29 protein-coding genes are annotated in these 24,343 nt (G+C 62.4%); 20 read left to right on the top strand and 9 right to left on the bottom strand.

Annotation, left to right across the window (positions count from 1 at the left end; genetic code table 11):
• The first annotated feature begins 103 nt into the window (after positions 1-103).
• Positions 104-2,320, top strand: a complete 2,217-nt coding sequence (katG, locus tag GR138_RS26535; protein ID WP_160862276.1) for a catalase/peroxidase HPI — start codon at positions 104-106, stop codon at positions 2,318-2,320.
• A gap of 58 nt (positions 2,321-2,378) precedes the next feature.
• Here the strand turns inward: katG and GR138_RS26540 are convergent, their stop codons facing one another.
• From GR138_RS26540 to GR138_RS26575, 8 genes are all read right to left on the bottom strand, one after another.
• Entirely contained in the window at positions 2,379-3,467 is a 1,089-nt protein-coding gene (locus tag GR138_RS26540; RefSeq protein ID WP_160862277.1) for an ABC transporter ATP-binding protein, read from the bottom strand.
• A gap of 3 nt (positions 3,468-3,470) precedes the next feature.
• On the bottom strand, positions 3,471-4,514 hold the full coding sequence (locus GR138_RS26545) for an NAD(P)-dependent alcohol dehydrogenase (RefSeq protein ID WP_160862278.1): 1,044 nt from the start codon (positions 4,512-4,514) through the stop codon (positions 3,471-3,473).
• 18 nt (positions 4,515-4,532) lie between these two features.
• A complete protein-coding gene (locus tag GR138_RS26550; protein ID WP_160862279.1) occupies positions 4,533-5,345 on the bottom strand; it encodes a carbohydrate ABC transporter permease in 813 nt (270 codons plus the stop codon).
• The gene (locus GR138_RS26555) at positions 5,342-6,205 is read right to left on the bottom strand and encodes a carbohydrate ABC transporter permease (protein ID WP_160862280.1); all 864 of its coding nucleotides are present in this window, start codon (positions 6,203-6,205) and stop codon (positions 5,342-5,344) included. Before GR138_RS26555 ends, GR138_RS26550 begins: the two co-directional genes overlap by 4 nt.
• Before the next feature lie 65 nt (positions 6,206-6,270).
• Positions 6,271-7,548 (bottom strand): ABC transporter substrate-binding protein, encoded by a 1,278-nt coding sequence (locus GR138_RS26560; protein ID WP_160862281.1) that lies wholly within the window; start codon positions 7,546-7,548, stop codon positions 6,271-6,273.
• Positions 7,549-7,751: 203 nt separating this feature from the next.
• Positions 7,752-8,741 (bottom strand): AraC family transcriptional regulator, encoded by a 990-nt coding sequence (locus GR138_RS26565; protein ID WP_160862282.1) that lies wholly within the window; start codon positions 8,739-8,741, stop codon positions 7,752-7,754.
• Between the two features lie 112 nt (positions 8,742-8,853).
• A complete protein-coding gene (locus tag GR138_RS26570; RefSeq protein ID WP_160862283.1) occupies positions 8,854-10,089 on the bottom strand; it encodes a tyrosine-type recombinase/integrase in 1,236 nt (411 codons plus the stop codon).
• Positions 10,090-10,407, bottom strand: a complete 318-nt coding sequence (locus tag GR138_RS26575; RefSeq protein ID WP_160862284.1) for an Arc family DNA-binding protein — start codon at positions 10,405-10,407, stop codon at positions 10,090-10,092.
• A 109-nt stretch (positions 10,408-10,516) separates the two neighbouring features.
• Here GR138_RS26575 and GR138_RS26580 point away from each other — a divergent pair, with 109 nt between their 5' ends.
• The 12 genes from GR138_RS26580 to GR138_RS26630 all read left to right on the top strand — a co-directional run bounded on the left by GR138_RS26580 (position 10,517) and on the right by GR138_RS26630 (position 17,881).
• Positions 10,517-10,708, top strand: a complete 192-nt coding sequence (locus tag GR138_RS26580; RefSeq protein ID WP_160862285.1) for a DNA-binding protein — start codon at positions 10,517-10,519, stop codon at positions 10,706-10,708.
• A complete protein-coding gene (locus GR138_RS26585) occupies positions 10,705-11,166 on the top strand; it encodes a hypothetical protein (protein WP_160862286.1) in 462 nt (153 codons plus the stop codon). The genes GR138_RS26580 and GR138_RS26585 overlap by 4 nt, the downstream gene beginning before the upstream one ends.
• A complete protein-coding gene (locus GR138_RS26590; protein WP_160862287.1) occupies positions 11,163-11,462 on the top strand; it encodes a hypothetical protein in 300 nt (99 codons plus the stop codon). The genes GR138_RS26585 and GR138_RS26590 overlap by 4 nt, the downstream gene beginning before the upstream one ends.
• Before the next feature lie 181 nt (positions 11,463-11,643).
• Entirely contained in the window at positions 11,644-12,276 is a 633-nt protein-coding gene (locus GR138_RS26595) for a YdaU family protein (RefSeq protein ID WP_160862288.1), read from the top strand.
• Positions 12,273-12,434 carry a hypothetical protein gene (locus GR138_RS30370; protein WP_246200748.1) on the top strand — a complete coding sequence of 54 codons (162 nt, stop codon included), beginning with the start codon at positions 12,273-12,275 and terminating at the stop codon, positions 12,432-12,434. The genes GR138_RS26595 and GR138_RS30370 overlap by 4 nt, the downstream gene beginning before the upstream one ends.
• Entirely contained in the window at positions 12,431-12,748 is a 318-nt protein-coding gene (locus tag GR138_RS26600) for a hypothetical protein (RefSeq protein ID WP_160862289.1), read from the top strand. Before GR138_RS30370 ends, GR138_RS26600 begins: the two co-directional genes overlap by 4 nt.
• Positions 12,749-13,289: 541 nt before the next feature.
• The gene (locus tag GR138_RS26605; RefSeq protein WP_160862290.1) at positions 13,290-14,534 is read left to right on the top strand and encodes a phage portal protein; all 1,245 of its coding nucleotides are present in this window, start codon (positions 13,290-13,292) and stop codon (positions 14,532-14,534) included.
• Positions 14,524-14,916 carry a hypothetical protein gene (locus GR138_RS26610; RefSeq protein WP_160862291.1) on the top strand — a complete coding sequence of 131 codons (393 nt, stop codon included), beginning with the start codon at positions 14,524-14,526 and terminating at the stop codon, positions 14,914-14,916. Before GR138_RS26605 ends, GR138_RS26610 begins: the two co-directional genes overlap by 11 nt.
• A complete protein-coding gene (locus GR138_RS26615) occupies positions 14,916-15,455 on the top strand; it encodes an HK97 family phage prohead protease (RefSeq protein ID WP_160862292.1) in 540 nt (179 codons plus the stop codon). The genes GR138_RS26610 and GR138_RS26615 overlap by 1 nt, the downstream gene beginning before the upstream one ends.
• Position 15,456: 1 nt before the next feature.
• Entirely contained in the window at positions 15,457-16,644 is a 1,188-nt protein-coding gene (locus GR138_RS26620) for a phage major capsid protein (RefSeq protein WP_160862293.1), read from the top strand.
• Positions 16,645-16,656: 12 nt separating this feature from the next.
• Positions 16,657-17,037: a hypothetical protein gene (locus tag GR138_RS26625; protein WP_160862294.1), complete on the top strand. Its 381-nt coding sequence runs from the start codon at positions 16,657-16,659 to the stop codon at positions 17,035-17,037.
• Between the two features lie 358 nt (positions 17,038-17,395).
• Entirely contained in the window at positions 17,396-17,881 is a 486-nt protein-coding gene (locus GR138_RS26630) for a hypothetical protein (protein ID WP_160862295.1), read from the top strand.
• 8 nt (positions 17,882-17,889) lie between these two features.
• On the opposite strand, the gene GR138_RS26635 is transcribed toward GR138_RS26630, so the two are convergent.
• Positions 17,890-18,141, bottom strand: coding sequence for a hypothetical protein (locus tag GR138_RS26635; RefSeq protein WP_160862296.1), 252 nt, complete (start codon positions 18,139-18,141; stop codon positions 17,890-17,892).
• Between the two features lie 95 nt (positions 18,142-18,236).
• On the opposite strand from GR138_RS26635, the gene GR138_RS26640 reads away from it, so the two are divergent.
• From GR138_RS26640 to GR138_RS26670, 7 genes are all read left to right on the top strand, one after another.
• Complete coding sequence (locus GR138_RS26640; protein WP_202402871.1) at positions 18,237-18,563, top strand: head-tail connector protein; 327 nt, start codon at positions 18,237-18,239, stop codon at positions 18,561-18,563.
• Positions 18,556-18,978, top strand: coding sequence for an HK97-gp10 family putative phage morphogenesis protein (locus GR138_RS26645; RefSeq protein ID WP_160862297.1), 423 nt, complete (start codon positions 18,556-18,558; stop codon positions 18,976-18,978). The genes GR138_RS26640 and GR138_RS26645 overlap by 8 nt, the downstream gene beginning before the upstream one ends.
• On the top strand, positions 18,975-19,388 hold the full coding sequence (locus GR138_RS26650) for a DUF3168 domain-containing protein (protein WP_160862298.1): 414 nt from the start codon (positions 18,975-18,977) through the stop codon (positions 19,386-19,388). Before GR138_RS26645 ends, GR138_RS26650 begins: the two co-directional genes overlap by 4 nt.
• Complete coding sequence (locus GR138_RS26655) at positions 19,388-19,699, top strand: phage head closure protein (protein WP_160862299.1); 312 nt, start codon at positions 19,388-19,390, stop codon at positions 19,697-19,699. Before GR138_RS26650 ends, GR138_RS26655 begins: the two co-directional genes overlap by 1 nt.
• A gap of 109 nt (positions 19,700-19,808) precedes the next feature.
• Positions 19,809-20,237 (top strand): phage terminase small subunit P27 family, encoded by a 429-nt coding sequence (locus tag GR138_RS26660; RefSeq protein ID WP_160862300.1) that lies wholly within the window; start codon positions 19,809-19,811, stop codon positions 20,235-20,237.
• Complete coding sequence (locus GR138_RS26665) at positions 20,221-21,873, top strand: terminase large subunit (RefSeq protein WP_160862301.1); 1,653 nt, start codon at positions 20,221-20,223, stop codon at positions 21,871-21,873. Before GR138_RS26660 ends, GR138_RS26665 begins: the two co-directional genes overlap by 17 nt.
• The gene (locus tag GR138_RS26670; protein WP_160862302.1) at positions 21,858-24,305 is read left to right on the top strand and encodes a hypothetical protein; all 2,448 of its coding nucleotides are present in this window, start codon (positions 21,858-21,860) and stop codon (positions 24,303-24,305) included. Before GR138_RS26665 ends, GR138_RS26670 begins: the two co-directional genes overlap by 16 nt.
• Positions 24,306-24,343 lie beyond the last annotated feature (38 nt).

A 24,343-nucleotide genomic window follows, 5' to 3' on the forward strand; every position in this document is an offset into this window, starting at 1 on the left:
CCAGGGTGGACGCGTCTTTTCGCATCCGCCAACACAACTCGGCCCCGGAGACGTGCCAAGCCCTCCGGGCGGAACAACCAATCAGATCAGACGGGAGAACATCATGGATACGAAAGTCGAAACCACGGGCAAGTGTCCTGTCGCCCATGGCGGGCGCATCGCAGCGGATTCGTCCATGCGGTCGAACCGCGACTGGTGGCCGAACCAGCTGAACATCAAGCTGCTGCACCAGTATTCCGCCCTGTCCAACCCGATGGGTGAACAGTTCGATTATGCCGCGGAATTCAAGACCCTCGACTATGAGGGGCTCAAGGCGGACCTTCGCGCCCTGATGATCGATTCGCAGGACTGGTGGCCGGCCGACTTCGGGCACTATGGCCCGCTCTTCATCCGCATGGCCTGGCACAGCGCCGGCACCTACCGCATCTACGACGGCCGCGGCGGCGGTGGCCAGGGCCAGCAGCGTTTCGCGCCGCTGAACAGCTGGCCGGACAACGTCAACCTCGACAAGGCCCGCCGGCTGCTCTGGCCGATCAAGCAGAAATACGGCAAGAAAATCTCCTGGGCCGACCTGTTCATCCTCACCGGTAACGTCGCGCTCGAATCGATGGGTTTCAAGACCTTCGGTTTCGCCGGTGGCCGCGCCGACGTCTGGGAGCCGGATGAAAGCACCTATTGGGGCTCCGAGACCACCTGGCTCGGCAGCGACAAGCGCTTCACCGGCGAACGCCAGCTCGACAAGCCGCTGTCTGCCACGCATATGGGCCTGATCTACGTCAACCCGGAAGGCCCGGAAGGCGTTCCCGACCCGCTTGCCGCCGCACGCGACATCCGCGACACCTTCGCCCGCATGGCGATGGACGACGAGGAAACCGTGGCACTCATCGCCGGTGGCCACACCTTCGGCAAGACCCATGGTGCGGGTGACGCAGGCCTCGTCGGCTCCGACCCGGAAGCCGGCATGATCGAGCAGCAGGGCCTCGGCTGGGACAACAAGTTCGGCACCGGCAAGGGCGCCGACACGATCGGCAGCGGCCTGGAAGTCACCTGGACCTCGACGCCGACGCGCTGGACCAACAACTTCTTCTGGAACCTGTTCGGCTACGAATGGGAGCTGACGAAGAGCCCGGCCGGCGCCCATCAGTGGAAGCCCAAGCACGACGCCGGCGCGAACTCGGTGCCGGACGCGCACGATCCTTCGAAGCGCCATGCCCCGGCAATGCTCACCACCGACCTCGCGCTGCGTGCCGACCCGGCCTACGAGAAGATCGCCCGTCGCTTCTACGAGAATCCGGATCAGTTCGCCGACGCCTTCGCCCGCGCCTGGTTCAAGCTGACCCACCGCGACATGGGCCCGCGCGCCCGCTATCTCGGCCCGGAAGTGCCGGCGGAAGCGCTGATCTGGCAGGATCCGGTTCCTGCGGTTGATCATCCGCTGGTCGACGCGGCCGACATCGCTGCCCTCAAGCAGACGATCCTCGGCTCCGGCCTTTCCGTCGCCGAACTCGTCTCGACCGCCTGGGCCTCCGCCTCGACCTTCCGCGGCTCCGACAAGCGCGGTGGTGCAAACGGCGCCCGCGTCCGCCTCAGCCCGCAGAAGGATTGGGCGGTCAACCAGCCAGCCCAGCTCGCTAAGGTTCTCGAAACGCTGGAAGGCATCCAGAAGGCGTTCAATGACGCGGCAGCGGGCGGCAAGAAGGTGTCGCTCGCCGACCTGATCGTGCTCGGTGGCGCCGCTGGCGTCGAGACGGCGGCAAAGGCTGCGGGCCACGCTGTCGACGTGCCCTTCACGCCCGGCCGCACCGATGCGACGCAGGACCAGACCGATGTCGAATCCTTCGCCGTGCTCGAGCCGGTCGCCGATGGCTTCCGCAACTACGACACGTCGGATGCCAGCATTCCGGCCGAAGCTCTGCTCATCGACAAGGCCAATCTCCTGACCCTCACCGGTCCGGAGCTGACGGTCCTGCTCGGCGGCCTGCGCGTGCTCGACATCAACCACGGCCAGTCCCAGAACGGCGTCTTCACCAAGCGCCCGGGTGCGCTCACGAACGACTTCTTCGTGAACCTGCTCGACATGGGAACCGCCTGGAAGGCCGCATCGGACGACCAGACCGTCTTCGAAGGCCGCGACCGCCAGACCGGCGACGTCAAGTGGACGGCCACCCGCGCCGACCTCGTCTTCGGCTCGAACTCGCAGCTGCGCGCCTTCGCCGAAGTTTATGGCGAAAGCGACGCACAGGAGAAGTTCGTCAAGGACTTCGTTTCGGCCTGGAACAAGGTGGTCAACGCCGACCGCTTCGACCTCGCCCAGTCTTAAACAAAAGCGGGCGCGGCTGGTCTCCAGCCGCGCCCGTCTTCCATTTTACGGCGACGACTCAAGCCCGTAGCAGAGACATGCCCGAGGCCCGGTCGAAGAGATGCAGGGCCTCTTCCTTTGCGCTAAACGCGACCGGCGTGCCCGCCTTGGGCCGCATCACCGCCGGCACCAATGCGCTCACCTCCTTGCCGCCGACCCGGAAGGACACGAGGGCGTCGTCCCCGTGGAATTCGACGAGGTCGATGACACCGGCAAGCCTGTTGGCATCGCTCACCCCCCCGCCGGCGACCAGCGCCGAGGGACGCACGCCAAGCGTGACAGCCTGCCGCTCCGTGAGATCGAAGCGCCCGCGGGACACCACGAAGCGCACACCGTCGCCGTCAAGCCGCCAGTTTTCGCCGTCCGCATGCGCCGTCACATCGACAAAGTTCATGTTGGGCGTGCCGATGAAACCGGCAACGAAAAGCGTGCGCGGCCGCTCGTAGATTTCCGCCGGCGTGCCGACCTGCTCGATGGCGCCGCCCTTCATCAGCACGATCCGGTCGGCCAGCGTCATCGCCTCTAGCTGGTCGTGCGTGACATAGACGGTCGTCGTCTTCAGCGCCTGGTGCAGCCGGGCGATCTCGACGCGCATATGGTTGCGCAGCTTGGCGTCGAGGTTGGAGAGCGGTTCGTCGAACAGGAAGACCCGTGGCGTCTTGATCATGGCGCGCGCAATCGCCACGCGCTGCTGCTGGCCCCCGGACAGCTCCGTCGGCTTGCGGGAGAGATAGGGTTCCAGCCCGAGCGTTCCAGCCACCGCCTGAATGCGGCTGTCGATCTCCGCCTTGTCCACCTTCATGCGCTTCAGGCCGAAGGCGATGTTGTCGTAGATCGTCATATGCGGATAGAGCGCATAGTTCTGGAAGACCATCGCCACGCCGCGATCGCGCGGTTCGAGATCGTTGACGACCCGGCCGGCAATCGACACCTCGCCGCCGGAAATATCCTCCAGTCCCGCGATCATGCGCAGCAGCGTGGATTTCCCGCAGCCGGAGGGGCCGAGGAAGACGACGAATTCGTGGTCCGCGATCTCCAGGTTGAAATCGCGGATGACGTTGACGGCCCCATAGGCCTTGTCCACCTTGGCACAGACGATGTTAGCCATGGCTCAATCCTCTCCCTGGACGCGGATTTGCAATTTCACATCCGTCGGCCGCGCCTCCACTGCCCGGTCGAAGGCGGCGACGCTGTCGCGGAAGGCATAGGTGCCGGTGATCAGCGGCTTGAGATCGACCTTGCCGGAGGCGATCAGTTCCAGCGCTCGGTCGAAGACATTGGCGTAGCGAAACACCGTCTCGACGCGGACCTCCTTGGAGATGGCGCCCGGCACGTCGAATCGCACGGCATCGACCGGCAGGCCGACCAGCACGACGGCACCGCCCGGCCGAACGAGATCGAACAGCCCGTCGAAAGCCTTGGCGCTGCCGCTCGCCTCGAACACCACGTCCGCGCCCCAGTCCATCGTCGCCTTGCCTATGGCCTCGGCGAAGGTGGTTTCCTTGAGGTTCACCGGTTCGATACCCGGATAGGCCGCGGCAATCGCCAGCTTCTCCGCGCTGAAATCGGAGATCAGCACGCGGCTACACCCGCCGGCCAGCGCTGCCAGCGCTACCATGATGCCGATCGGGCCGGCACCGATGACGGCGGCAACATCGCCCGGCACGATGCGGGCGCGCGCCGCCGCCTGCATGCCGATGGCGAAGGGTTCGACCATGGCCCCCTCCGCAAAGGAGACGTTGTCCGGCAGGCGATAGGTGAAGGCAGCGGGATGCACCGCATAGGGCGCGAGGATGCCATGCACCGGCGGCGTCGCCCAGAAGCGCACGGCCGGATCGACATTGTACAGACCGAGTTTCGCGGCGCGGGAGGACAGGTCCGGGATGCCCGGTTCCATGCAGACCCGGTCGCCGACCGCCAGATGACGGACGTTTTCGCCAGCCGCAACGACGGTGCCCGCCGCCTCATGGCCGAGCACCATGGGTGCGCGCACCACATAGGGACCGATCGCGCCATGGGTATAGTAGTGCACGTCGCTGCCGCAGACGCCGACCGTATGGATGGCGATCTTCACATCATCCGGGCCGACGGCCAGCGGAAGATCGATATCACGAAGGGCAAGCACACCCTTTTCTTCGAGAACCAAGGCTTGCATGGTTGGATTATCCTGTCGTCAATTGCTCTTGCGCCGGAAGGCATTGTTAAGGAGGCCGCTCAGGATGCCGATGAGCAGGAGCGGCGGGATGGAAAGCAGCACCACCGAGGCATTGAGGATGCCCCAGGGCACGTCGCGACCGAGCTGGGTGAGTTCCGAGGCGACGATCGGCAGCGTCTTGGCATCTGAGGTCGTCAGCATCAGCGCGATCAGGAACTCGTTCCAGACCAGCACGAAGGCAAAGGCCACGGCACCGATCAACGAGCGTGAGGCGATCGGCAGCGCGATCAGCAGGAAGACCGCATAGGGGCCGTAACCATCGACGCGCGCCGCCTCTTCCACCTCCTTCGGCACCCGGGCAAAGGCGGGCACGCCGAGCCAGATGACGGTCGCGAGCGTCAGCAGCGTATAGGTGACGATCAGGGACAGCCGCGTGTCGTAGAAGCCGAGATCGAGCCAGATAACCATCAGCGGGATGGCGACCGCAACCGGCGGCAGGAAGCGCAGCGACAGCACGAAGAACTGGATGTCGGCCGACCAGCGGTTCGGATAGCGCGCGATGGCATAGGCCGCCGGCAGACCGAGCAGCGCGCCGATCAGCACCGAGCCTCCCGCACTCAAGAGCGAGTTGACGAGACCGGCCGCAACGCTCTCGCGCCCCAGCACATAGGCGAAATTGTCGAGCGTTGGCGTGAAGATGAAGAGCGGCGTCGGGGTGACGATATCCACCCGGTTCTTGAAGGCGTTGATCGCCGTCCAGACCATCGGAAAGACCGCTGAAAAGGCAGCAAGATAGAGAACGGCCTTGCCGAGGAAACGTGAGATGGTCATGGCTTCACCCTCTTCCAGATCACCGTGAAGATGACGGTGGTCGCGACCATCATCAGCACCGCCATGCTCGAGGCGTAGGAGATGCGGCCGGATTCGATGAAACCCTGCGAGAAGGCGTACATGTCGAGCGTTTCCGTCGCGATGCCGGGGCCGCCGCGGGTCATGACATAGATGAGGTCGAAGGCGCGCAGCGATTCGATCATCTTGATGAAGGCGAGCGAGATGAGCGGGGCCTTCAGCATGGGGATGGCGATATAGGCGTAGATCTCGAAGCTGCGCGCATGGTCCAGCCGGGCAGCCTCGAAAGGTTGCGGCGGCAGGGTTTCCAGAAGCTTCAGCACGATGACGGCAAAGAACAGGCCCCACTGCCAGACATCGACCAGCGCCACCGTCATCAGCGCCGTCGCCGGGCTGGAGAGAAGATCGAGCGGCTGGCCGGTGATAGCCTTGTAGGGATAGGTGACGATGCCATAGAGCGGATGGAAGGCGAACTTCCATACGAAGGCCGCCGACACGCGCGGCAGGATGACCGGCACCAGGAAGAGCAGCGTCATGACCGCCCGCATGCGGGACGAGGCGAACTCGAAAAGCAGGATGCCGAGCCCGATAGCGACGACAAGCGTCAGCGTGACCGTAACGACCTCCCAGGTCAGCGACACGCCGACGGCATTGAGGAAGCGGCGATCGGAAAACAGATCGAGATAGTTCTGAAGTCCGACGAAGCTGCCATCCGGCCGGCTGAGTTCGCGGTTGCGGAAGGAAATATAGATGGCATAGGCCGTCGGCACGAAGGCGAGCACCGCGAGAATGGCAAGCGGCGGCGCCAGGAAGACGGCGGGCAGGCTGTTTCTGGTTTTCATGGATCATCCCTCAGGATTGCGCGGCCGCCGTCTCGGGAGGCGAAAGCGGCCGCGCGGCTCAAAGGCTACTGGCTGCGGGCAACGAGGTCCTTGGCGAAGCCTTCGAGTTCGTTCAGGCCATCCTTGATGTCCGTGCGCGAACCGGCGATCAGTTCTTCCAGGATGATGCCCCAGCGATCGCCGAGATCCGGCCACAGCGGGCTCTGCCAGAAGTTGACGGCGGTGACCTTGCCGGTATCGGCCAGCGCCTGGCCGAGATCCGGGCCATAGAGCTTGGCGAAGGTCTCGCTCGTCATGATGCTGGTGCGGTTCAGTTCGCTGAACTGGTTGGCTTCAAGACGCCGCTGCTCATTTTCCTTCGAGGTCGCCCAGGCGATGAACAGGCCGGCGCACGCCTTCGACGCATCGTCCGCATTTGCCTTGGTGCCGATGGCAAGCCCGTGGCCGTAACCACCGCCGGTCAGCGGTGTCGGCGGCGGCAGGTAACCAACCTTGCCGGCGACCTGCGAGGACTTCGGATCGATCGCCATGCCGACGAGCGGCGTGGATTCGATCAGGATCGCGACCTGACCGGAGGTGAAGGCGCCGGTGGATTCGTCCCAGCCGCCGGTCTTCGTGCCCGGTGCGGAATATTGGAAGAGGTCGAGATAGGTTTCCGTCGCCTTGACCGCGGCCTCGCTGTTGAACTTCGGCGTGCTGCCGTCGAACCACTCGCCACCGAAACCCTTGAAGTAAGGCATCCAGCGCCAGACATTGGCGCCCGAACCACGCTGGCCGCGCAGGGCGATACCGTAGATGCCCTTGTCCGGCTGGTGCAGCGCCTTGACCGCGACCTTCAGCTCGTCGAGCGTCGTCGGCGGCTTGATGCCGGCAGCCTCGAGCAGGTCCTTGCGGTAGACCATCAGGTCGCCGCCGCCGGTAATCGGTGCAAACCAGACCTTTCCGTCATAGGTCGCAACCTTCTGCCGGCCGGGATCGAAATCGGCATAGTCGTATTCGCTCGGATAATAGTCCGTCAGCGGCACGACCCAGCCGGACGACGCGAAGAGCGCGATGTTCGCCTCGTCAACATAGTACACATTGTACTTGCCGATGGTGGATGCATCCGCCTTGGTCTTGGCGCGGCGGTCATTCTCGTTGAGATAGTCGATCTCGAAGGACGCGCCACCGCTGAGCTTGGCAAATTCATCCTTGTAGTCTTCCAGAAGCGTCAGCCCGTCGCGCGGCTGGGCAAGAACGCGGATCGTGCCGGAGCACTCCGCCGCCAGCGCAATCGACGAGACCGAGCTGGCAAGAAGGCATGCGTAGGCGATGCTCGAAACGAGCGTCTTCACGGTTTTCATGGAACTGAACCTCCCCTAAGGATCCGGTGGTTGGCGCGGCGCAACCTCCTCGCGCCGACGTCAATCTGACAGCGAATATCTTCGCTAATGCTGATACTAGCGGAGGAATTGGCGCGAGCTAGCGCGCGTCATGCGGCGATTCTATACTTTAATGCGAATTGTTATGCTGCACTGCGAAAAAACCCTGCCGCATGCGCAAGGTTTCATCGGATTGCGACGACATCGTCACGCAGCGACCGGCGATGCGGCGCCAGCCGCCGATAGGCGGACGGGGTCATGCGGTGCTGCCGCAGGAAGGTGCGGTTGAAGTTGGAAATGTTCATATAGCCGACCTCGAAACAGATGTCGGTAATGGGCATTTCGCTTTCGGCCAGCAGCTTGCAGGCCTGCCAGATGCGCAGCTTGTTGACGTGGTCGGTAAAGGTATTGCCGGTGTTCTTCTTGAAGAAGCGGGAAAAGGCGCTCTCGCTCATACCGGCCAGATCCGCCACGTCGGAAAGCCGGATATCCGTCGCGAAGTTGCGATAGATGAATACCAGCGCCCGCTGCAAAACATCCAGCGTTTCCGCATCGAGCTTCGGCGAATATTCCGGTGAAGAGAGGATCTCGAATTCGGAGGAACCGCCGAGCAGGTCGAGCAGTTGTAGGAACAGCGCAAGCCGCGCCATTCCCCGCGTCTCGCCCATGCGCTCGACCAGATCGACGCCCCTAGCGAGCGTCTCGCCGTGAAAGACGAGCCCCCGCTGGGCGCGCGCAAAAAACGTCTCGAGCTGGGCGAATTCCGGCAGAAGCCGTGTCGCCTCGCGGATCCGGTCGGGGTGAAACTGGACGACGATGTCCCGCCCCTCGATGATCTCGCCAGGCGCCGTCATCGTCACCCAGTCATGCGGCAGATCGCTGCCGATGACGGTGAGGTAGTTCGCGGAAAAAGCGCCGATATAGTCGCCGACGAAGGCGACACCTCCCCCCTTGCGGATCAGATGGATCTCGAACTCGGGGTGGAAGTTCCAGACATTGCGCTCCCAGGGATAATCATCGAGCCGCCAGAGGAAACTCTCGTCCGCCCCGGTGATGATGTGCTCGAAGGTCGGCGGGCTCGACGCCAGCGGCGACGGCCTTGCCTCCGGCTCGTCATCACGGTCGCGTTTTCCACCCAGGATCTGCAAGGCCTGCTCCGCACTATCGGGCGCCATGTCTCTATGGTGATCCCGCCGCGATTCGAACGCGGGACCCCCAGATTAGGAAACCGCTCCAAGGCCCGGATTTCCAGTAGGTTGCGTGCGCCATGTCGCAACCATGTTGCACTCACGCCATGAAAGCGCGCTCGGCGGCCGCCATTTCATCAGCATCATCATCCTTCGGGAAGAGGTGAGAATAGCGGTCCATCGTGAGCGCAATGGTCGAGTGGCCCATCCTCTCCTGAACGATCTTGGGAGGCAAGCCCAGGCCGCCATCCTCTTTCCGATTGATGCACCACGAGGCATAGAAGTGCCGCAGCGCGTGCATGCCGCTATAGCGCGGCGCCAGCACTGGCTGACCCTTCTTGTCTATCTCTCCGGTTTCGACCGTGACGCCGGCGGCGATCCATGTCGGATGCAGGCCGCGGCGGAGGATGTTGTTCAATTGCTCGACTTTGCCAAGGCCGTTCGGAAAGACGAGATCGAGCACCTCGATTTTCTCGCCATCCTCGTTCACCTTGTTCGTAAGCCGCTTAGGGCATGCCAGCTTCCACTCACGAAGCGCGTTCAAGACCATCGGCGGCGCTGGCACGGCTCGTTCACCCGAGAGGGATTTGGGGCGGCCGATGTCGTTGAACCGATCGGCGCGCTGGTGCACTCGAATGAGCCCCTTCTGAAGGTCAACATCCTTCCACCGCAAGCCCCGCAGCTCGGAGGCACGTAGGCCACAGAAGACCGCTGTCAACAGCAACGGACGCCACCGGCCCGAGAGGGCACCAAGGAGGGCTTTAACCTCCTCCCGCGTTGGTATGTCTACGCCGACCTTCAATCGCCCCTTCAGGCGCTGCTCCTGCCTTTTCTCGCCAGAACCGCGCCGGCCCTTCATGTCACGCACGACGTTCCGAGCGACTAGGCCGCGCTCCTGCGCGTCTGCAATCAACGTGCCGAGACTGACCAGCACCTTTTTGGTCATGGCTGAGGAACGATCGGCGGTGCGAAGAGCGTCCTCAAATGCTCGCACCTTCGCAATGGTCAGCGCCGGCAGCTTCATAGCGCCAATGTGCGGATTGATGTGCAGGCGAACGTGACGCTCGTAGTCCTCGACCGTTGCACGCTCCAATCCGGCAGCGCGAGCACTCGCAAGCCATAGCTTGCCGGCTGCCTCGATCGTCACACTGGCGCTGTCCGCGACGTGCACCCCCTCGCGCACCTCGACGCTTGCTGTGGCAGAGAAAGAATCCGCCTCCTTCTTCAGCCGGAACGTCTTCAGGTGACGCTTGCCGGCACCGTCGAAGTAATCGACCACCCAGGCGGATTTCTCTTCGCCCTTGGGGGTTGTCCAAGTGCGCTTCCGGACTGACATCTAATGGTCCTTCTTTTTCGGCTGACGAGGCCTTCCCTTTATCTTCTCGGCGTTCTCCTCGATGAACTCCTCGGTGAAACTCTCGGATGCCTCGGCTAGGCGAGCCGCTCGAATACGATCTAGTCGCTGCTGTATCTCATCAATCTCATCAAGGAACTTCAACTCCTCCCGATACTTGGCCGGATCCGGAAATGCAGTCTCAAGCGCGGCGACAATCTCCGCGTTGACTGAACGTCCGTTTGCCTGCGCGGCAGCAGTTACTCTCGCCTTCAGCGCTTCGGTGAGTCTCAATTTCAGTTGCGGATCTTCGCGCCCCATAACGGCCCCTCACTTTTCCTCTGTTATGGACCACCGTGGTCTTGACTTCAAGTGACCACCGTGGTCCAGTAACCACCGTGGTTACCCTCTATTCGTAAAGGAACAGTAAATGGAAAACCAAAATAGTGCCTCGCTCGATCTGGTTTGGGGCGGGGAAGGAATAGCAAAGGTGATCGGCAGGACGCCGCGTGTGACTTTCCAGCTTCTAGAGAGCGGCGAGATTCCTGCCAAGAAGGTAAAGGGCCGATGGGTCGCCAGCCGCGCCAAGCTCATCGCGTTCTTCATGGAGGACGCAGCATGACCCCTGAACGCGCCGCCAAGAACGAAATTGACCCGGCAACCGCGCCAACGGTTCCGGGCCATGGTCCAAGCTCGATCCCCAGGAAGGATGCGAAAATGAACGAGGTAACGAATACCACGGCCGGAGCCCGAGAGGCAATGCCTTCTCGTTTCGACGGCATGACACTTCAGGACATGCGAAACCTCTTTGACGGCGTCCAGGCAGCGCACCACGTTCTGTTGACCAATGAATGGAACGCGAACGGCTCATCGCTGACTGGCTCTTATCTGTGGTTCAAGGTCGAGGCGGAGCGCCTCAACAACCTCATGCAAGAAATCGCTAGTGCTGCCCTCGATCGCCAGACGTACGACGACGAAGACGACGCTTGGGAGCGAGAGCAAATCCTCATCCGAGCCAAACCATTTCGCATGGGGCATCGACGCTATCGGACCCTGACCCAGGTGGAGCTTCTGGCATGACCTCACCCCTCACGCTCAAGGCGATCGACGTCATCAACCAGCTGGACGGAGCCGAAGCGCTGAACGACGCGGTGTTCATGGCCGCGCATGCAATCAACGATCCGACCCACCAGGCAGCCATCCTCGGCGTCTGCGACGAGGTATCGCGAAAGCTCGTTGCAGCAATGAAATGCGCGAAGGAGCTACGCGCCATGCTGGGCGAACCGCTTTGCCCGACTCTCGCCATAGCGGATGAGATCAACGACCTGCAGAATCGCTTTGACGCCCTCAAGGCGAAGCTGGAGGCCAAACCTTGACCCCTCCAGAGCACTCTCACTCCGCCGCGGTCGAACAGGCCGCCCACTGGCTCGCTGATCTCGGCGAGCCTCCCCACCCTGTTGTGCCGGCACTGAAAGAGCGGTTCGGTCTCTCCGCCGTCGAGGCGTGCGAGGCCATAGCGTGGGCCGACCGTATGCGCGCTTATCGAAAGGCTCATGGATGACCCACCTACCCTGGATGCCGGTTTATGTCGGCGATGAACTGGCTGAGACTTCCCATCTCAATGCGGAGGAGTACGGCGCCTATGCACTACTCAAGATGCATATGTGGCAGCATGGCCGGCTTCCCAGCGATGACGAGCGTCTTGCTCGCATAGCGAAATGCGCTGCCGAACGGTGGGACTTCGTCAAGGAAGCTATCTGGACGCTCTTTGCCGATGACTGGCGGCATCCTCGCCTTGAGACCCTTCGAGCCCAGTCCGAAGAGACCCACAAGAAGCGCTCTGAGGCTGGCAGAAGGGGGGGGCGCCCTCGGCTCGAAGAAAAGCCGGGCTTAAGCCGGGATAAAGCCGGGCCTAAGCATCCACAACCACAACCACAACCACAATCAGATTCATATTCAGATCCAGAAGCACAGGCACAATCACAAAGCTCTGCTGCTGAGAAGGATCAAGGGGGTACGTATACGCGAGCACTTCCCGTTCCTCATAGCATCGACGAGGGCAAGCTGTTCCTCCTGAGCCGTGGGTGCCCGCCAGAAGAAATGAAGCGTTGCCTCGGCATGCTCATGGACGGGCACCTGACACCATTCGACATGGAGTCATGGGATGTCAAAGCGAGGGCGAACGCATGACGCAGCTCAACCTTTTCGAATGGGCCGACAGCAAGCCGAGCAACGTGATTAACGCGATGCCGGCTCTCATCCACAAGGCGGCGATGGAAACGATTTACAACATTCCGCGGCCTAAGGGCGGTGGCGATCTTATCCCGCTGAAAAGGAGCGTGGCATGACCGAGGACATCACTGACGATGATCTCGCGCACCTCCGCGCCAAGTGGGGCATTCTCGACGTTCCGAAGCAGGAGGCCGCCGCGCTCGCCAGGGTCCAGAAGGAGCCGCCACCGGCAAAGGTATTGGTGCGGAAGGAACGCCAATGGGGCGACCTCGGCACCTACTTCAGGTTCTTCTTCATCGCGGTTGAGGCTGACGGGACACGGCGGGAGTCGTTCAACACCACCCATGTCGGCATCGCGAAAGCCGAGGCGGAGCGTTACCAGAACCTCGGCGTACCGATGGAAGTGATGAAAGAGGTGGAATTTGAATAGGCCAATCCTCACGCCCGCGCGCCTTGACGCCATGCTGGAGGGCAATATGCGGAAAACGCATAGTGCTTCCGGCAACCCGTCACGCATCATCTGGACGTTGCCGGCGATCGGCCGGCGCATAGGTGTAGGCGCCGATTTCGTGCGCGACACGTTGGCGAAGCAGCCGGGGTCGCCGGTCAAAGAAATCGGTGGCCGGTACTATGCGTTTGAGGAGGATCTAATAACCTACCTTCGGAGAGGCGGCCATTGATCATCCGCCGCGCCGAAAGTTTTCAATCGTGCGCACGCGGCCAATGATCATGTGCAATTCCTCGTTCACATAAAACGGAGCACCGTCGGCCGGGACAATTTGCGTGCCCTGGGCCATCGGGACCATCCGAACTACGTGATCGAGATTTACCGCAAACTTCTCATTTTCAGTGGTTGTTAGCTCGATCCACATTCCGCAGCCTCACGAATCAGGTTTGAAACCCGATTAAACCATGAATTCCCGTTTCAAACCGTTATCCAGTCAGGCCGTACACAGGGCATAAACTGCTCTATGAAGCTGTGGCCATTCTCCCGTACCGAAAAGCTCGAAACCCGAGACGAAAACCTCAAGGATGAGGATGGCGTTCTGGACGCTCTCTGGGGCGGTCAGGAGTCCGGCTCAGTCGCCGTCTCCGGCGCCGCCGCACTTCGTGTCCCGGCCGTCGCAGCTGCTGTCCGCGTCATCTCCGAAGCCGCCGCTTGCCTCCCTGTCCGTATCATGCGGCGCGCAGAGGGCGGGACCGAAACCGAAGACCTCCACCACCCGATCGGCGACATGCTTCGCGGCGACGTGAATAGCTGGACGTCCGGCTTCGAGCTTATACGCGATCTGACCGCCGATGCGCTCACCCGCGACTGGGGCGGCCTGGCCTACGTCAACCGCGTCGGTGACGAGGTACGGGAAATCATCCGCTACCAGCCTTCCATGATTTCGGTGGCCTACGAGCCCAAGACCGGGGAACCAGAGTACCGCATCGAAGGCGTGCGCCGCCGCTCCGCTGAAATCCTCCATGTTCGCGGCCCGTTTGATCGCTCGCCGCTGACACTCGCGGCCGAGGCGATCGGCACCGCGAAGATCATGGAGGAGCACGCCGCCAACTTCTTCAAGAACGGCGCGATGCCCGGCAGTGTGATCCTCAACAAGAAGGGTCTCGGCGCCAAGGGCGCGCTGGAAATGCTCAAGGGGTGGCGAGCAGCGTTTCAGGGGCCGAGCAAGACCGGCAAGACAGCGGTGCTATGGGATGACGCCGACGTCAAGCAGCTCGGCCTCAACTCGGTGGACAGCCAGTTCCTTGAGCTGCGCACGTTCCAGATCCTCGAAATTGCCCGCGCCTTCCGCGTGCCTCCGTCAATGCTGTTCGAGCTCGACCGCGCCACATGGTCGAACTCAGAGCAAATGGGCCGGGAATTCCTGATCTATTGCCTTGAGCCCTGGTTGAAAGCTCTGGAGACCTCGCTGGCCCGAGCGCTGTTCACCAAGGACGAGCGCAAGCGCTATCGCATCCTGCTCGACCGGGACGACTTGACCCGCGCCGACCTCACTGCCCGCGCCACGGCGATCAACAGCCTCATCAGCGCGAAGGTGCTTAACCCGAACGAGGGCCGCAACTGGCTCGACCTCGCCCCCTACGAGGGCGGCGACGAGTACGGCAACCCGCACATCAATCCGAACGCACCCGGACCCGGCCACAATGGCGGGCCGCCGCTCGAAGACGAAAAGCCCGAGGACAAGGAGCCGCCGGCAGATGAACCTTGAAGACATCAGGGCCAACGTGGTCGACCAAGACCGTGGCAGAAAGCTCGAAATCATCGACCCTTGGGAAGGCAAGCCAACCGGCATGACCTTGTGGCTCGCCGGCCCTGACAGCGACACGCAGCGCCGAGCCCGCCTCGCCATGATGGACGAACTGGCGGAGCGCGCCGAGCCGGATGGCACGATCACCGCGGCGAACCGGGAAGCGGCCCGGATCAACTGCCTCGCAAAGACGGTCCTGCGATGGGAGGTCCAGCACGAGGGTTCCGCTCTCGCGTTCAACCATAAGAACGTACTGCGCATCCTCAAGGCCGCCGACTGGCTCCAAGCTCAAGTCGATGCCTTTGCCGGCGATCGTCGCAACTTCGCACCGGAGCGCGGCTGATGGATCACCTTGACCTTGCCCTCCGTTTCGAAGCGCCGACCGATGCCGGTGAGTTCTCCGGCTATGCCGTCATCTGGGATGAGCGCAACGCCCATAACGAGCGCGTGCAGCGTGGCGCCTTCAAGCGAACCATTGCCGAGCATCGCGCGGCTGGCACCCGGCCGCTCATGCTTTGGTCGCACGACCCGCGCGACATCATCGGCGTATGGGATGAGGTCCGCGAGGACGACAAGGGGCTTTTCGTCAAGGGCCGGATCGTCCTCAGCACTACGCGCGGCCGGGAGGTCTTTGACCTTCTCAAAGCCGGGGCCGTGAACGGCCTCTCGATCGGCTTCAGGTCCCGCAACGAGAAGCGCGGCACCGACGGTCTGCGCGTCCTCACCGATATGTACGTCGGCGAAATCTCCATCGTGGGCCTGCCGAGTGCCGGCCGTGCCCGCATCTCCCAGGTTCGAAGCTACGGCCGCGATACGAGCGCAGCGGCCTTCATCGAAGCATGCCGGAAGGCACAATGCGCTCTGGTATCGAAAGGAAACTGACATGAAGCATGCAGCGATCGCTTGCGCAGCCGCAAGTATCCTCGCAACCGGCCGACACTTCGGCCCGCTGGAAACCCGCGACGAGCCGGATAACGACCCGCTGGCTGTCGCCACGCGCGCCGTCGAAGCGCTGACCACCGACTTCGCGTCCTACCGCACGACCTCGGAAGCAAGCACCGCCGAGCTGCGCGCCCAGATCGCGGACATGGAAACCCGCATGAACCGCCCGCACACGCCCGGCGGTGAGACGGGCGAAATCACGCTGGAGCGCCGCGCCTTCACCAACTTCCTTCGCCTGGGCGACAATCGCATGGATCCGGAAGAGGTTCGCGCGCTGATCGTCGGCGATGATACGAAGGGCGGCTATCTCGCCCCGGCCGAATTCCAGACGGAAGTCATTCGCGGCATCGTGGACATCTCCCCGATCCGCCAAGCCGTCCGCGTTGGCTCCACCGGCGCCGGTTCCGTTATCCTGCCGAAACTGACCGGCCGCCCAACGGCGAACTGGGTGGGTGAGGACGAAGACCGCGACGAAACGACCATGACCTATGGTCAGCTCGAAATCCCCATGCACGAGCTGGCCTGCTACATCGACGTGTCGCTGCGCCTCCTCGACGACTCGGCCATCAACGTCGAAAGCGAAATCTCCTCCGAACTCTCGCAGGAATTCGCCCTCAAGGAAGGTTCGGCCTTCTCGAACGGCGACGGCGCCAAGAAGCCCATGGGCGTCCAGCGCACCACCGGCGTGGCTGAGGTGGTCAACGGCCACGCAACCAACATCAACCCCGACAAGCTCATTGCCGTGATGTACGCGCTGCCGGCGGCGTATCGCAACAATGCCTCCTGGCTGATGAACAACACCACGCTCGGCGTCGTTCGCACACTGAAGGACGGCCAGGGCAACTATCTGTGGCAGCCTTCCTATCAGCAGGGCCAGCCGTCCACGCTGCTCGGCCGCCCGATCATCGAAGATCCGACCATGCCGGATATCGCGAACGGCACCTATCCGGTCATGTTCGGTGACTTCAATCGCGCCTACCGGATCTATGACCGCGTCGGCATGTCGATCCTGCGCGACCCGTACACCCAGGCAACGAAGGGCATGGTTCGCTTCCATGCTCGCCGTCGCCTCGGGGGCGGCCCGGTCCTCGCCGAAGCCCTCCGCAAGCTCAAGATGGCAACCTCGTAAGGAGAAACGCCCATGCGTGACCTCGTTCACAACATCGGTGTCGTGCAGAGCATCGCCCCTGCCGATATCGCCGCCAACACCAACGGTTCCGGTGTCGACCTCCTCGGTTTCGACAGTGTGGCGTTTGTCGTCGCCACCGGCGCCATTACCGGCTCTGGTGCCTTCACGCTGAAGCTCCAGGAGTCGGACACAGATTCGGGTTACACCGACGTGGATGCTGATCACTATCAGGCGCCGGTGTCCGGCAATCTGGGTGCCGGCACCACGGCCAAGGTCGGCTATCGCGGCTTCAAGCGTTGGGTGCGCCCGGTCCTCACCAAGGGCAGCGGCACGTCGATCTTCGCAAGCGTGATCGCCATCAAGGGCAACGCTGCAGAACGTCCGGTGGCCTGATGCCGTCCCGCGCTCCCTACGTCTGCGGCCGCTGCAACAAGGCACACCCTTCCGGTGAGCGCTGCCAGCGTGCCCGTATCGACGACAGGGAGCGCAAGGCACGCTTCGACAAGAAGCGTCCCAGCGCCTCACAGCGCGGCTACGACAAGGCCTGGGAGACAGAGGCAAGGGCTTTTCTCTCCCAGCCTGAAAACGAACTGTGCGCACGCTGCGGGGCAAGGTCCACCGTCGTCATGCACATTAAATCCATCCGCACGCGCCCAGACCTTCGCATGGCCCGATCTAATTGGCGGGCCGGCTGCCAGCGCTGCAACGCAATCGAGGCCGCCGAGGAGCGGCGACAGGAAAGGAACACCCTATGACCGTGCATGCAACGGCAGGCCTCAAGGCCTATATCGGCGGCACCATGGAGCAGAAAAGCGATGGCTTCGTCCTCGCTGACTTTACCACGCCGCCTCAGACGTGGGTTGAGATCAAGGAATTGGAGGCCGCGGGCTCGGTGGGGGATACCTCCGAAGCGGTCAACTTCACCGCTATCTCTGATGCTCGCACGAGGGTGCTCAAAGGACCGCGTTCGGCCGGCACCATGGAACTCATCTGCGGTATCGATGCCGATGATGCAGGCCAGCTCGCCCTCATTGCCGCTGAGAAGACGCCTTACGACTACGCCTTCAAGGTGGTCTTCAACGATGCGCCTCCCGGCGGCACCCCCTCCGAACGCTATTTCATCGCCAAGGTGATGAGCCAGAGCGAGCAGTACGACCAGGCCAACAGCGTGTTGAAGCTAAATGCCAGCCTTGGCGTCAACAGTAACATCGTCCGCGTCGCCGCCGAGGAGGCATGAACATGGCCTCAGCGACGTCGGCGGGACATGACCAAGCGCTTGCCAGCGTCGCTTATACCCACGCCGCCAAGCTTCTGCTCAGCAAGGCCCAGATCCTTGAGCCGCTTTGCCATGGCGGTGGGAATCATCATCCCACCTCCGCTCGCGAGTTCCTTCAACCAATGCTGTTCATCGGGTGTGAGTTCAGAAAGGGACGTGACCATCATCAGCTCCATGAGGCTCGGTCGCATCATCATGGCAGACCCGGGGGTGGTCTTCAACTTTCCACCTCATCGGGGGACCGGCGCGGGGTCAGTCGTGCGAAAGTTTTCACAATTGGCCCTGAATTTTTGAACGGCAGAAAGGATATCGTTCGATGATTGTGACCACTGCCGAATTGAAGGAACAGATCGGCTGGAGTGCAGACCTCGGAACGGCCGATGACGCGCTGATGGGCCGCAAGATCGCGGCCGCGCAAGACCACATCGAGCGCCTGCTCGGTTTCGCGATCGAGACCACATATCCACCTGCCGGAGAGCCGCCGGTCTCAACGGTGCCGCCCTCGCTCAAGGAGGCAGTGCTTCAGCTTGCCGCCCACTGGTTTGAGAACCGCGAGGCAACCCTCGTGGGTGTCTCTGCGCAAGAGATCCCGTTCGGCGTCTGGGCGATCGTCAACGAGTATCGGGAGTATTCCTTTGGCTGACGATGGCGGACTGTCCCGAATTCAGCAGCGCATGGCGATGATCCCTAGGCGCGTCCGCGACGCGGTGGCGCCGGCGCTCGTGAAAGAGGCCACTGACCTCTCCACCCTTATGCGGATCATGGCGCCGCGCGACACCGGCGACCTTCAGGAGAGCATCGAGGTCACGGGGCCGGGCCAGTCGACGCCGCCTTATTCGCAGCCTGGCGGATCGTCCGTCGTGCCCTCCACCGCCGCCGCCGTAACCGTCGGGAACACCGACGTTCGCTATGCGCACCTTGTCGAATACGGCACCACCAAGACGCCGGCTCATCCGTTCTTCTGGCCGGCCGTCCGGCTCCAGCGGAAGAAGGCGACGAGTGCGATCAAGCGGGCGATCCGCAAGGCCGTCAAAGACAATTGGGGAAGCCGCAAATGACCCCGGAACTCGCCCTGCAGAAGGCCGTCCGCGCCCGGCTAATTGCCGAAACTTCGGTAATTTCTCTGGTCCCGGCCGCCTCCATCCTCGACCGCAACGAGCGCCCCGCGCCGTCACCCTCCATTGTCATCGGCGAAGGCCAGAGCGTGGATGAGGGCAACAGCATCGGCCGCACCCTGACCCGCGTCTATATGGACCTCCATATCTGGAAGCGGGAGCCGAGTACCGAGGGCGTGAAGGCCATCGCCGGAGCGATCCGCACGGCCATTCAAAAGGCAAATTTGCCGCTTGATCCGGGCTTCCACTGTGTCGACTGCCACGTCCAGACCGTCCGCTCCCTCCGCGATCCGGACGGCGAGACCTCTCATGCCATCGTCACCGTCAAAGCCCTTGTGCAGGAGGTGTCCTGATGCGCTCCGGCAAACTCGATCGCACCATAAAAATTCAGGGGTTCACGAACACCGTGAACGAGTACGGCACGCCGGTGCAGGACTGGACCGACAAGGCCACTCTGCGCGCCCAGATCATCCAGGCAAGCACCGAGGAGTTCATCCGGGGCGGGGCTGTCGACGAGACCGTGATTATCTTCCGCACCCGCTGGCTGGCTGGCGTCACCACGGCCGACCGGATCGAATACGAGGGGCAGGCCTTCAACCTCAAAGAGACGAAGGAGATCGGACGCCGCAAGGCGCTGGAGCTTCGCGCCGTGAGGGCCGCATGAAGACGATAAACCTATGCCCGCTCAGTGTTATTCGCTTTATGGTAACCCACGGTTACCTTTTAGCTTTTCGTCAAAAGGAGGGAAATCGTCACCTTTTAGGAGGTGCCGAATGAGCAGTAAGGGCACGCGCGGCGCAAAGGCAACGCTGAAGGCGATCGACGGCGGGCTCAAGGGTGTGCCGAAGGCTCCCGATCGCCTGCCGCAAGAAGTCGTTCCAGAGTGGAACGATATCGCCGCCGACATGGTGCAGCGGAAGATCCTGACCGCCTCCATGATGGGCGTGCTGGAAACCTACGTCATCGCCCTGTGGACCGTTCGCGAATGCCAGAAGGCAATCGCCGATCATGGCCTCCTCGTCGCCACAGCTCACCAGATGATGAAGCCGAACCCCGCCAGCGGCATCATGGCGAAGGCGATGGAGACCGTTGCCCGCCTCTCGGCAGAGCTTGGCCTGACCCCGGCCGCCCGATCAAAGCAGGGATTCGGCGGCGGCGAAAAGCCGAAGACAGGAGGCGCACCTGATGGCCTCCAAGTCTAACCTTCCCTCAAAAGCGGGAACGTTCAAAGCCACTCGGCCGGAGTGGATCTTCGACGGCTCCGAAATTGATGATCCGTTCGGCAAGGGTGAGCAGGCCGTGCAGTTCCTGCGCGCGCTCAATCATCCGAAGAGCGAAGACGGCAAGTTTGACCTCCCGCTCTTCTGGGAGCGTATCGTGCGCCGCATCTATGGCCCGTGCTTCCCCGACGGCCGCCGGCAGGTGAAGACGGTTTTCATCATGCTCCCGCGAGGTGCGCGCAAGACCACGATGGGCGCCGGCCTCGCACTGCTCCATACGGTGGGCTACGAGCGCGTTCCGTCCGGTCAGGTGTTCGTTGCCGGCTCGGCAGAGGAAGACGCGCGCATAGCCTATGACGAGGCCGTGAGCATTGTCGACGAGACCGACTGGCTTCAGGAGAAGATGAAGCCGACCGAGAGCACCTTCGTTCTGGAGCACCGCCTCAGCAAGGCGAAGTTCCGGGCGCTGGCATCAGCCAAGAAAGGCAAGCTCGGCAAAACCGCAAACTTTGTCCTCGCCGACGAGCTGATCAACTGGGAGGGCGAGATCGCCCGGTCGATGTGGGCCGCGCTGCGCACGTCGCTGAACAAGACGACCGGCTCGCTCCTGATCATCATTACCCAGGCAGGTCGCGGCCAGGAGAACCTTGCCTATGAGCGCCTGAAGTACGCCCGCAAGGTCCAGTCGGGCGAGATCGAAGATCCACGCTTCCTGCCGGTGCTATTCGAAACTGACCATGATGCCGACTGGCAGGACGAGGACCTCTGGCACTTCGTCAATCCCGGCCTCGCCGACGGCTATCCAGATATCGACGGCCTGCGCTCCATGGCCCACGAGGCGAAGGAGCAACCGGCCGAGCGCGACAACTTCCGCCAGTTTCACCTAAACTGCTGGCTGGACTACAGCGCCTCTCCATTCGTCTCCATGCCGGTTTATGACGAGGGAAAGATGTGCTCAGATTTGAGCACATTCGAAGCCGAGCAAACGCCTTGCTATCTCGGCGTCGACCTTTCCAGCACGAGCGACCTAACCGCCGTTGTTGCCGCCTGGGGTGACCGTGAAAGCGGGTATGTCGTCCAGCCGTGGTTCTTCCTGCCTAGAGACAACATCGACAAGAAGGCCGGCCAGGATGGCGTGAACTATCGCGTATGGGAGGAGGAAGGCCTCATCACCCTGACCGAAGGCAACGTCGTCGACTACAGCGCCGTGGAAGCAGCGATCGAGGAGCTTTGCGCGCGGTTCAACGTCCGCGAGATCGCCTTCGACCCGGCGCTCGCCCGCAACTCGATCAACAATCTGCTCGACAAGGGATTGCCTGTCGTCGAGTTCCGGCAAGGCTGGGTCACCATGTCGCCGGCTATCAATGAGCTCGAGCGAGCGATCCTCGCCCGGCAGTTCCAGCACGGCGGCCACCCCATCCTCCGGTGGCACTTCGACAACATCGCGATCCGCACCGACACGGCCGGCAATCGCAGCTTCCACAAGGGCAAGAGCAAGGACCGCATCGACGGCGCCGTTGCAACCGCCATGGCCGTCGCCCGGTGCGCCGCCGGGGATTCGGGCATCTCGTCCTACGACACCTTCACCGGTGACATCACAGAATGGAGTTTCGCCTGATGCCAGCAACTGACGAAGAACGCCTTGTCGTCCTGCTTGAGGCCCGGATCAAGGACCTCGAAAAGAACATGGCGAAGGCCAGCGGCGTGACCGCAAAGACTTATCGCGAAATGTCCCTCGGCTCCAAGAAGGCCACCGCCAACATGGAGCGGGACATGATCCGGTCCACCACCCGGATCAACCAAGCCCTTGCCACGACATCGACCCGCATAGGTTCGTTCGGGAAAGCCTTCATCGGCGGTCTCGCGGTCGGTGCCGCCGTCGGCGCGCTAGAGGGTATCCGGCAGGCGGCGGTCGAGAGCACGAAATCCATTCTCGAGATGGGCGACCAGGCGAAGATGGCCGGGGTCAACTTCAAGGCCTTCCAGCGTCTCAAGTTCGTGGCGGAGCAGAACCGCATAGGCGTAGATGCCCTGACAGATGGCCTCAAGGAACTCAGCCTCCGCGCGGACGAGTTCATTGTCACAGGCGCCGGCAGCGCGGCCGAAGCATTCAAGCGGCTCGGCTATAGCGCCGAAGAACTCAAGGAAAAGCTGAAGGAGCCCGACGAACTTTTTGTCGAGATCATCGGCAAGTTGGAGCGACTCGACAAGGCGGCGCAGATCCGCATTTCCGACGAGCTTTTCGGCGGCACCGGCGGTGAGAAGTTCGTCCAGCTTATTGCCAAGGGCGAGCGCGGCATTCGCGACCAGATCAAGGCCGCCGAAGACCTCGGCCTTGTCATGGACAACAGCATGATCAAGAAGGCGGAGGAGGTCGACCAGAAGTTCCAGCTCATCACAACCACGATCGGCACCCATCTGAAGGCCGCTATCGTGGACGCGGTGTCGGCATGGTTCCGCTTCCTCGACAGTTACAACGACTTCAAGGATCAGAATCAGTCAACACTTGAGGACAAGCAGGCCAAGCTGGGCATGCAACGTGTCGAGCTCGAAAACGAGCGCATGCAGATCCTGGCTGGCGAAAGCGGAAACCTGCTTTACCGCAACCCAGACGGCCCAGCCGCCAAGGGTAGAATTCAAGAGATCGATATCGAACTCGCCAAGCTCGCCGAGACCGAGGCTCAGATCGCCCGTGAGATCGGCAGACGCAATGATTCCGCGGCAACTGTGCTTGATGCCATCACAGTGCCCGGCGGCTCGCGCGGCCCCTTCACCGGCAAGGGCTTCCTCGACCTCATCGGCCACGCTGAGGGCACCGACAAGGGCAGGGGCTACAACGAGACGCTAGGCTACGGCAAGTTCACCGGCGGCGACCGCAACCTTGTCTTGATGACCCTGGACGACATCGACGCGATGCAATCCGAAATGCTGCGCGACCCGGCCAACACGCACAACTCTTCCGCCGTCGGCCGATATCAGATCGTGCAAAAGACACTCCGCGGCCTCCGCAAGAGCCTCGGTATATCAGGCTCGGAATATTTCAGCCCAGACATGCAGGACCGGCTTGCGCAGGAGCTTATGCGCCAGCGCGGGAATAACCCCTCTGAACTTCGCAACGAATGGGAGGGACTGCGCGGTATCGATGACGCGACGATACGCTCCAACTTCGATGCGTCTTCCCTGAGTATGCCGGGGCAAGACGCCGGAATCGTCGCCAAGAATGAGAAGCTGAAAGAGCAGTCGGATGCCTATGCGGAAGTGGTAGCGCGAGCCCGCGAATTCATCGACGGCCAGCACCTTGAAGGCCAGGCGCTCGACATGACGAAGGAGGCTGCAGCGCGCCTTCGGTATGAGCAGGAGCTTCTGAACGACGCCCGACAGGCCGGTGTCGATCTAACGCCGACCCAGATTGAAAGCATCAAGCAACTCGCCGGCCAGATGGCGGCGGCGGAAGAGCAAACCCGGCGCCTTGCTCTCAGCCAGGACGACCTTCGTGAACGGGCGGAAGAGTTCGGCCAGCAAGCAAAGAGCGTTGTCGGGGGCTTCATCTCCGATCTCAAGCGGGGTGCCTCCGCCTCGGACGCTCTGCGCAACGCGCTTTCCCGCGTCGGCGACATGATGCTCGATAGCGCGCTCAACCAGATATTTGGCGGGGGCGGCGTGAAGGGTGGCGGTTTATTCGGCCCGCTCATCAGTTCGATCTTCGGCGGCATCGGCAAGAACGCCCGAGGCACCGAGTTCTGGCGCGGCGGCCCGACGTGGGTGGGCGAGCGCGGGGCTGAGATCATCAATGCGCCACGCGGCGCCCGGATTACCCCGAACCACAACATTCCAGCAGGTGGCGGCGGTGGCGGCGGAATGAAGGTCGACGTCGGCGTGTCCGTTGACCAGAACGGAAACCTGCAAGCGTTCGTCAAGAACGTCGTGAAGACGGAAGCGCCGGGCATCGCTCGCAATGAGGCGCAGGCCAGAGTCGCAACGTATCAGAAACAGCAGGAGCGGGGCGGCACCGGCACGATGACCAAAATCTACAATTCGAGGAAGGGATAACCATGCGCAGCCACTTCGAAAATTTGCCATCGCCGGAG

Source organism: Shinella kummerowiae, from assembly GCF_009827055.1.
In the GTDB taxonomy this organism is placed as follows: Bacteria; Pseudomonadota; Alphaproteobacteria; order Rhizobiales; family Rhizobiaceae; genus Shinella; species Shinella kummerowiae.

What these genes read in the sequence shown, in the direction of transcription:
- katG (WP_160862276.1), top strand. Translation starts at nt 104, where the DNA reads ATGGATACGAAAGTCGAAACCACGGGCAAGTGTCCTGTCGCCCATGGC.
- GR138_RS26540 (WP_160862277.1), bottom strand. Translation starts at nt 3,467, where the DNA reads ATGGCTAACATCGTCTGTGCCAAGGTGGACAAGGCCTATGGGGCCGTC.
- GR138_RS26545 (WP_160862278.1), bottom strand. Translation starts at nt 4,514, where the DNA reads ATGCAAGCCTTGGTTCTCGAAGAAAAGGGTGTGCTTGCCCTTCGTGAT.
- GR138_RS26550 (WP_160862279.1), bottom strand. Translation starts at nt 5,345, where the DNA reads ATGACCATCTCACGTTTCCTCGGCAAGGCCGTTCTCTATCTTGCTGCC.
- GR138_RS26555 (WP_160862280.1), bottom strand. Translation starts at nt 6,205, where the DNA reads ATGAAAACCAGAAACAGCCTGCCCGCCGTCTTCCTGGCGCCGCCGCTT.
- GR138_RS26560 (WP_160862281.1), bottom strand. Translation starts at nt 7,548, where the DNA reads ATGAAAACCGTGAAGACGCTCGTTTCGAGCATCGCCTACGCATGCCTT.
- GR138_RS26565 (WP_160862282.1), bottom strand. Translation starts at nt 8,741, where the DNA reads ATGGCGCCCGATAGTGCGGAGCAGGCCTTGCAGATCCTGGGTGGAAAA.
- GR138_RS26570 (WP_160862283.1), bottom strand. Translation starts at nt 10,089, where the DNA reads ATGTCAGTCCGGAAGCGCACTTGGACAACCCCCAAGGGCGAAGAGAAA.
- GR138_RS26575 (WP_160862284.1), bottom strand. Translation starts at nt 10,407, where the DNA reads ATGGGGCGCGAAGATCCGCAACTGAAATTGAGACTCACCGAAGCGCTG.
- GR138_RS26580 (WP_160862285.1), top strand. Translation starts at nt 10,517, where the DNA reads ATGGAAAACCAAAATAGTGCCTCGCTCGATCTGGTTTGGGGCGGGGAA.
- GR138_RS26585 (WP_160862286.1), top strand. Translation starts at nt 10,705, where the DNA reads ATGACCCCTGAACGCGCCGCCAAGAACGAAATTGACCCGGCAACCGCG.
- GR138_RS26590 (WP_160862287.1), top strand. Translation starts at nt 11,163, where the DNA reads ATGACCTCACCCCTCACGCTCAAGGCGATCGACGTCATCAACCAGCTG.
- GR138_RS26595 (WP_160862288.1), top strand. Translation starts at nt 11,644, where the DNA reads ATGACCCACCTACCCTGGATGCCGGTTTATGTCGGCGATGAACTGGCT.
- GR138_RS30370 (WP_246200748.1), top strand. Translation starts at nt 12,273, where the DNA reads ATGACGCAGCTCAACCTTTTCGAATGGGCCGACAGCAAGCCGAGCAAC.
- GR138_RS26600 (WP_160862289.1), top strand. Translation starts at nt 12,431, where the DNA reads ATGACCGAGGACATCACTGACGATGATCTCGCGCACCTCCGCGCCAAG.
- GR138_RS26605 (WP_160862290.1), top strand. Translation starts at nt 13,290, where the DNA reads ATGAAGCTGTGGCCATTCTCCCGTACCGAAAAGCTCGAAACCCGAGAC.
- GR138_RS26610 (WP_160862291.1), top strand. Translation starts at nt 14,524, where the DNA reads ATGAACCTTGAAGACATCAGGGCCAACGTGGTCGACCAAGACCGTGGC.
- GR138_RS26615 (WP_160862292.1), top strand. Translation starts at nt 14,916, where the DNA reads ATGGATCACCTTGACCTTGCCCTCCGTTTCGAAGCGCCGACCGATGCC.
- GR138_RS26620 (WP_160862293.1), top strand. Translation starts at nt 15,457, where the DNA reads ATGAAGCATGCAGCGATCGCTTGCGCAGCCGCAAGTATCCTCGCAACC.
- GR138_RS26625 (WP_160862294.1), top strand. Translation starts at nt 16,657, where the DNA reads ATGCGTGACCTCGTTCACAACATCGGTGTCGTGCAGAGCATCGCCCCT.
- GR138_RS26630 (WP_160862295.1), top strand. Translation starts at nt 17,396, where the DNA reads ATGACCGTGCATGCAACGGCAGGCCTCAAGGCCTATATCGGCGGCACC.
- GR138_RS26640 (WP_202402871.1), top strand. Translation starts at nt 18,237, where the DNA reads ATGATTGTGACCACTGCCGAATTGAAGGAACAGATCGGCTGGAGTGCA.
- GR138_RS26650 (WP_160862298.1), top strand. Translation starts at nt 18,975, where the DNA reads ATGACCCCGGAACTCGCCCTGCAGAAGGCCGTCCGCGCCCGGCTAATT.
- GR138_RS26655 (WP_160862299.1), top strand. Translation starts at nt 19,388, where the DNA reads ATGCGCTCCGGCAAACTCGATCGCACCATAAAAATTCAGGGGTTCACG.
- GR138_RS26660 (WP_160862300.1), top strand. Translation starts at nt 19,809, where the DNA reads ATGAGCAGTAAGGGCACGCGCGGCGCAAAGGCAACGCTGAAGGCGATC.
- GR138_RS26665 (WP_160862301.1), top strand. Translation starts at nt 20,221, where the DNA reads ATGGCCTCCAAGTCTAACCTTCCCTCAAAAGCGGGAACGTTCAAAGCC.
- GR138_RS26670 (WP_160862302.1), top strand. Translation starts at nt 21,858, where the DNA reads ATGGAGTTTCGCCTGATGCCAGCAACTGACGAAGAACGCCTTGTCGTC.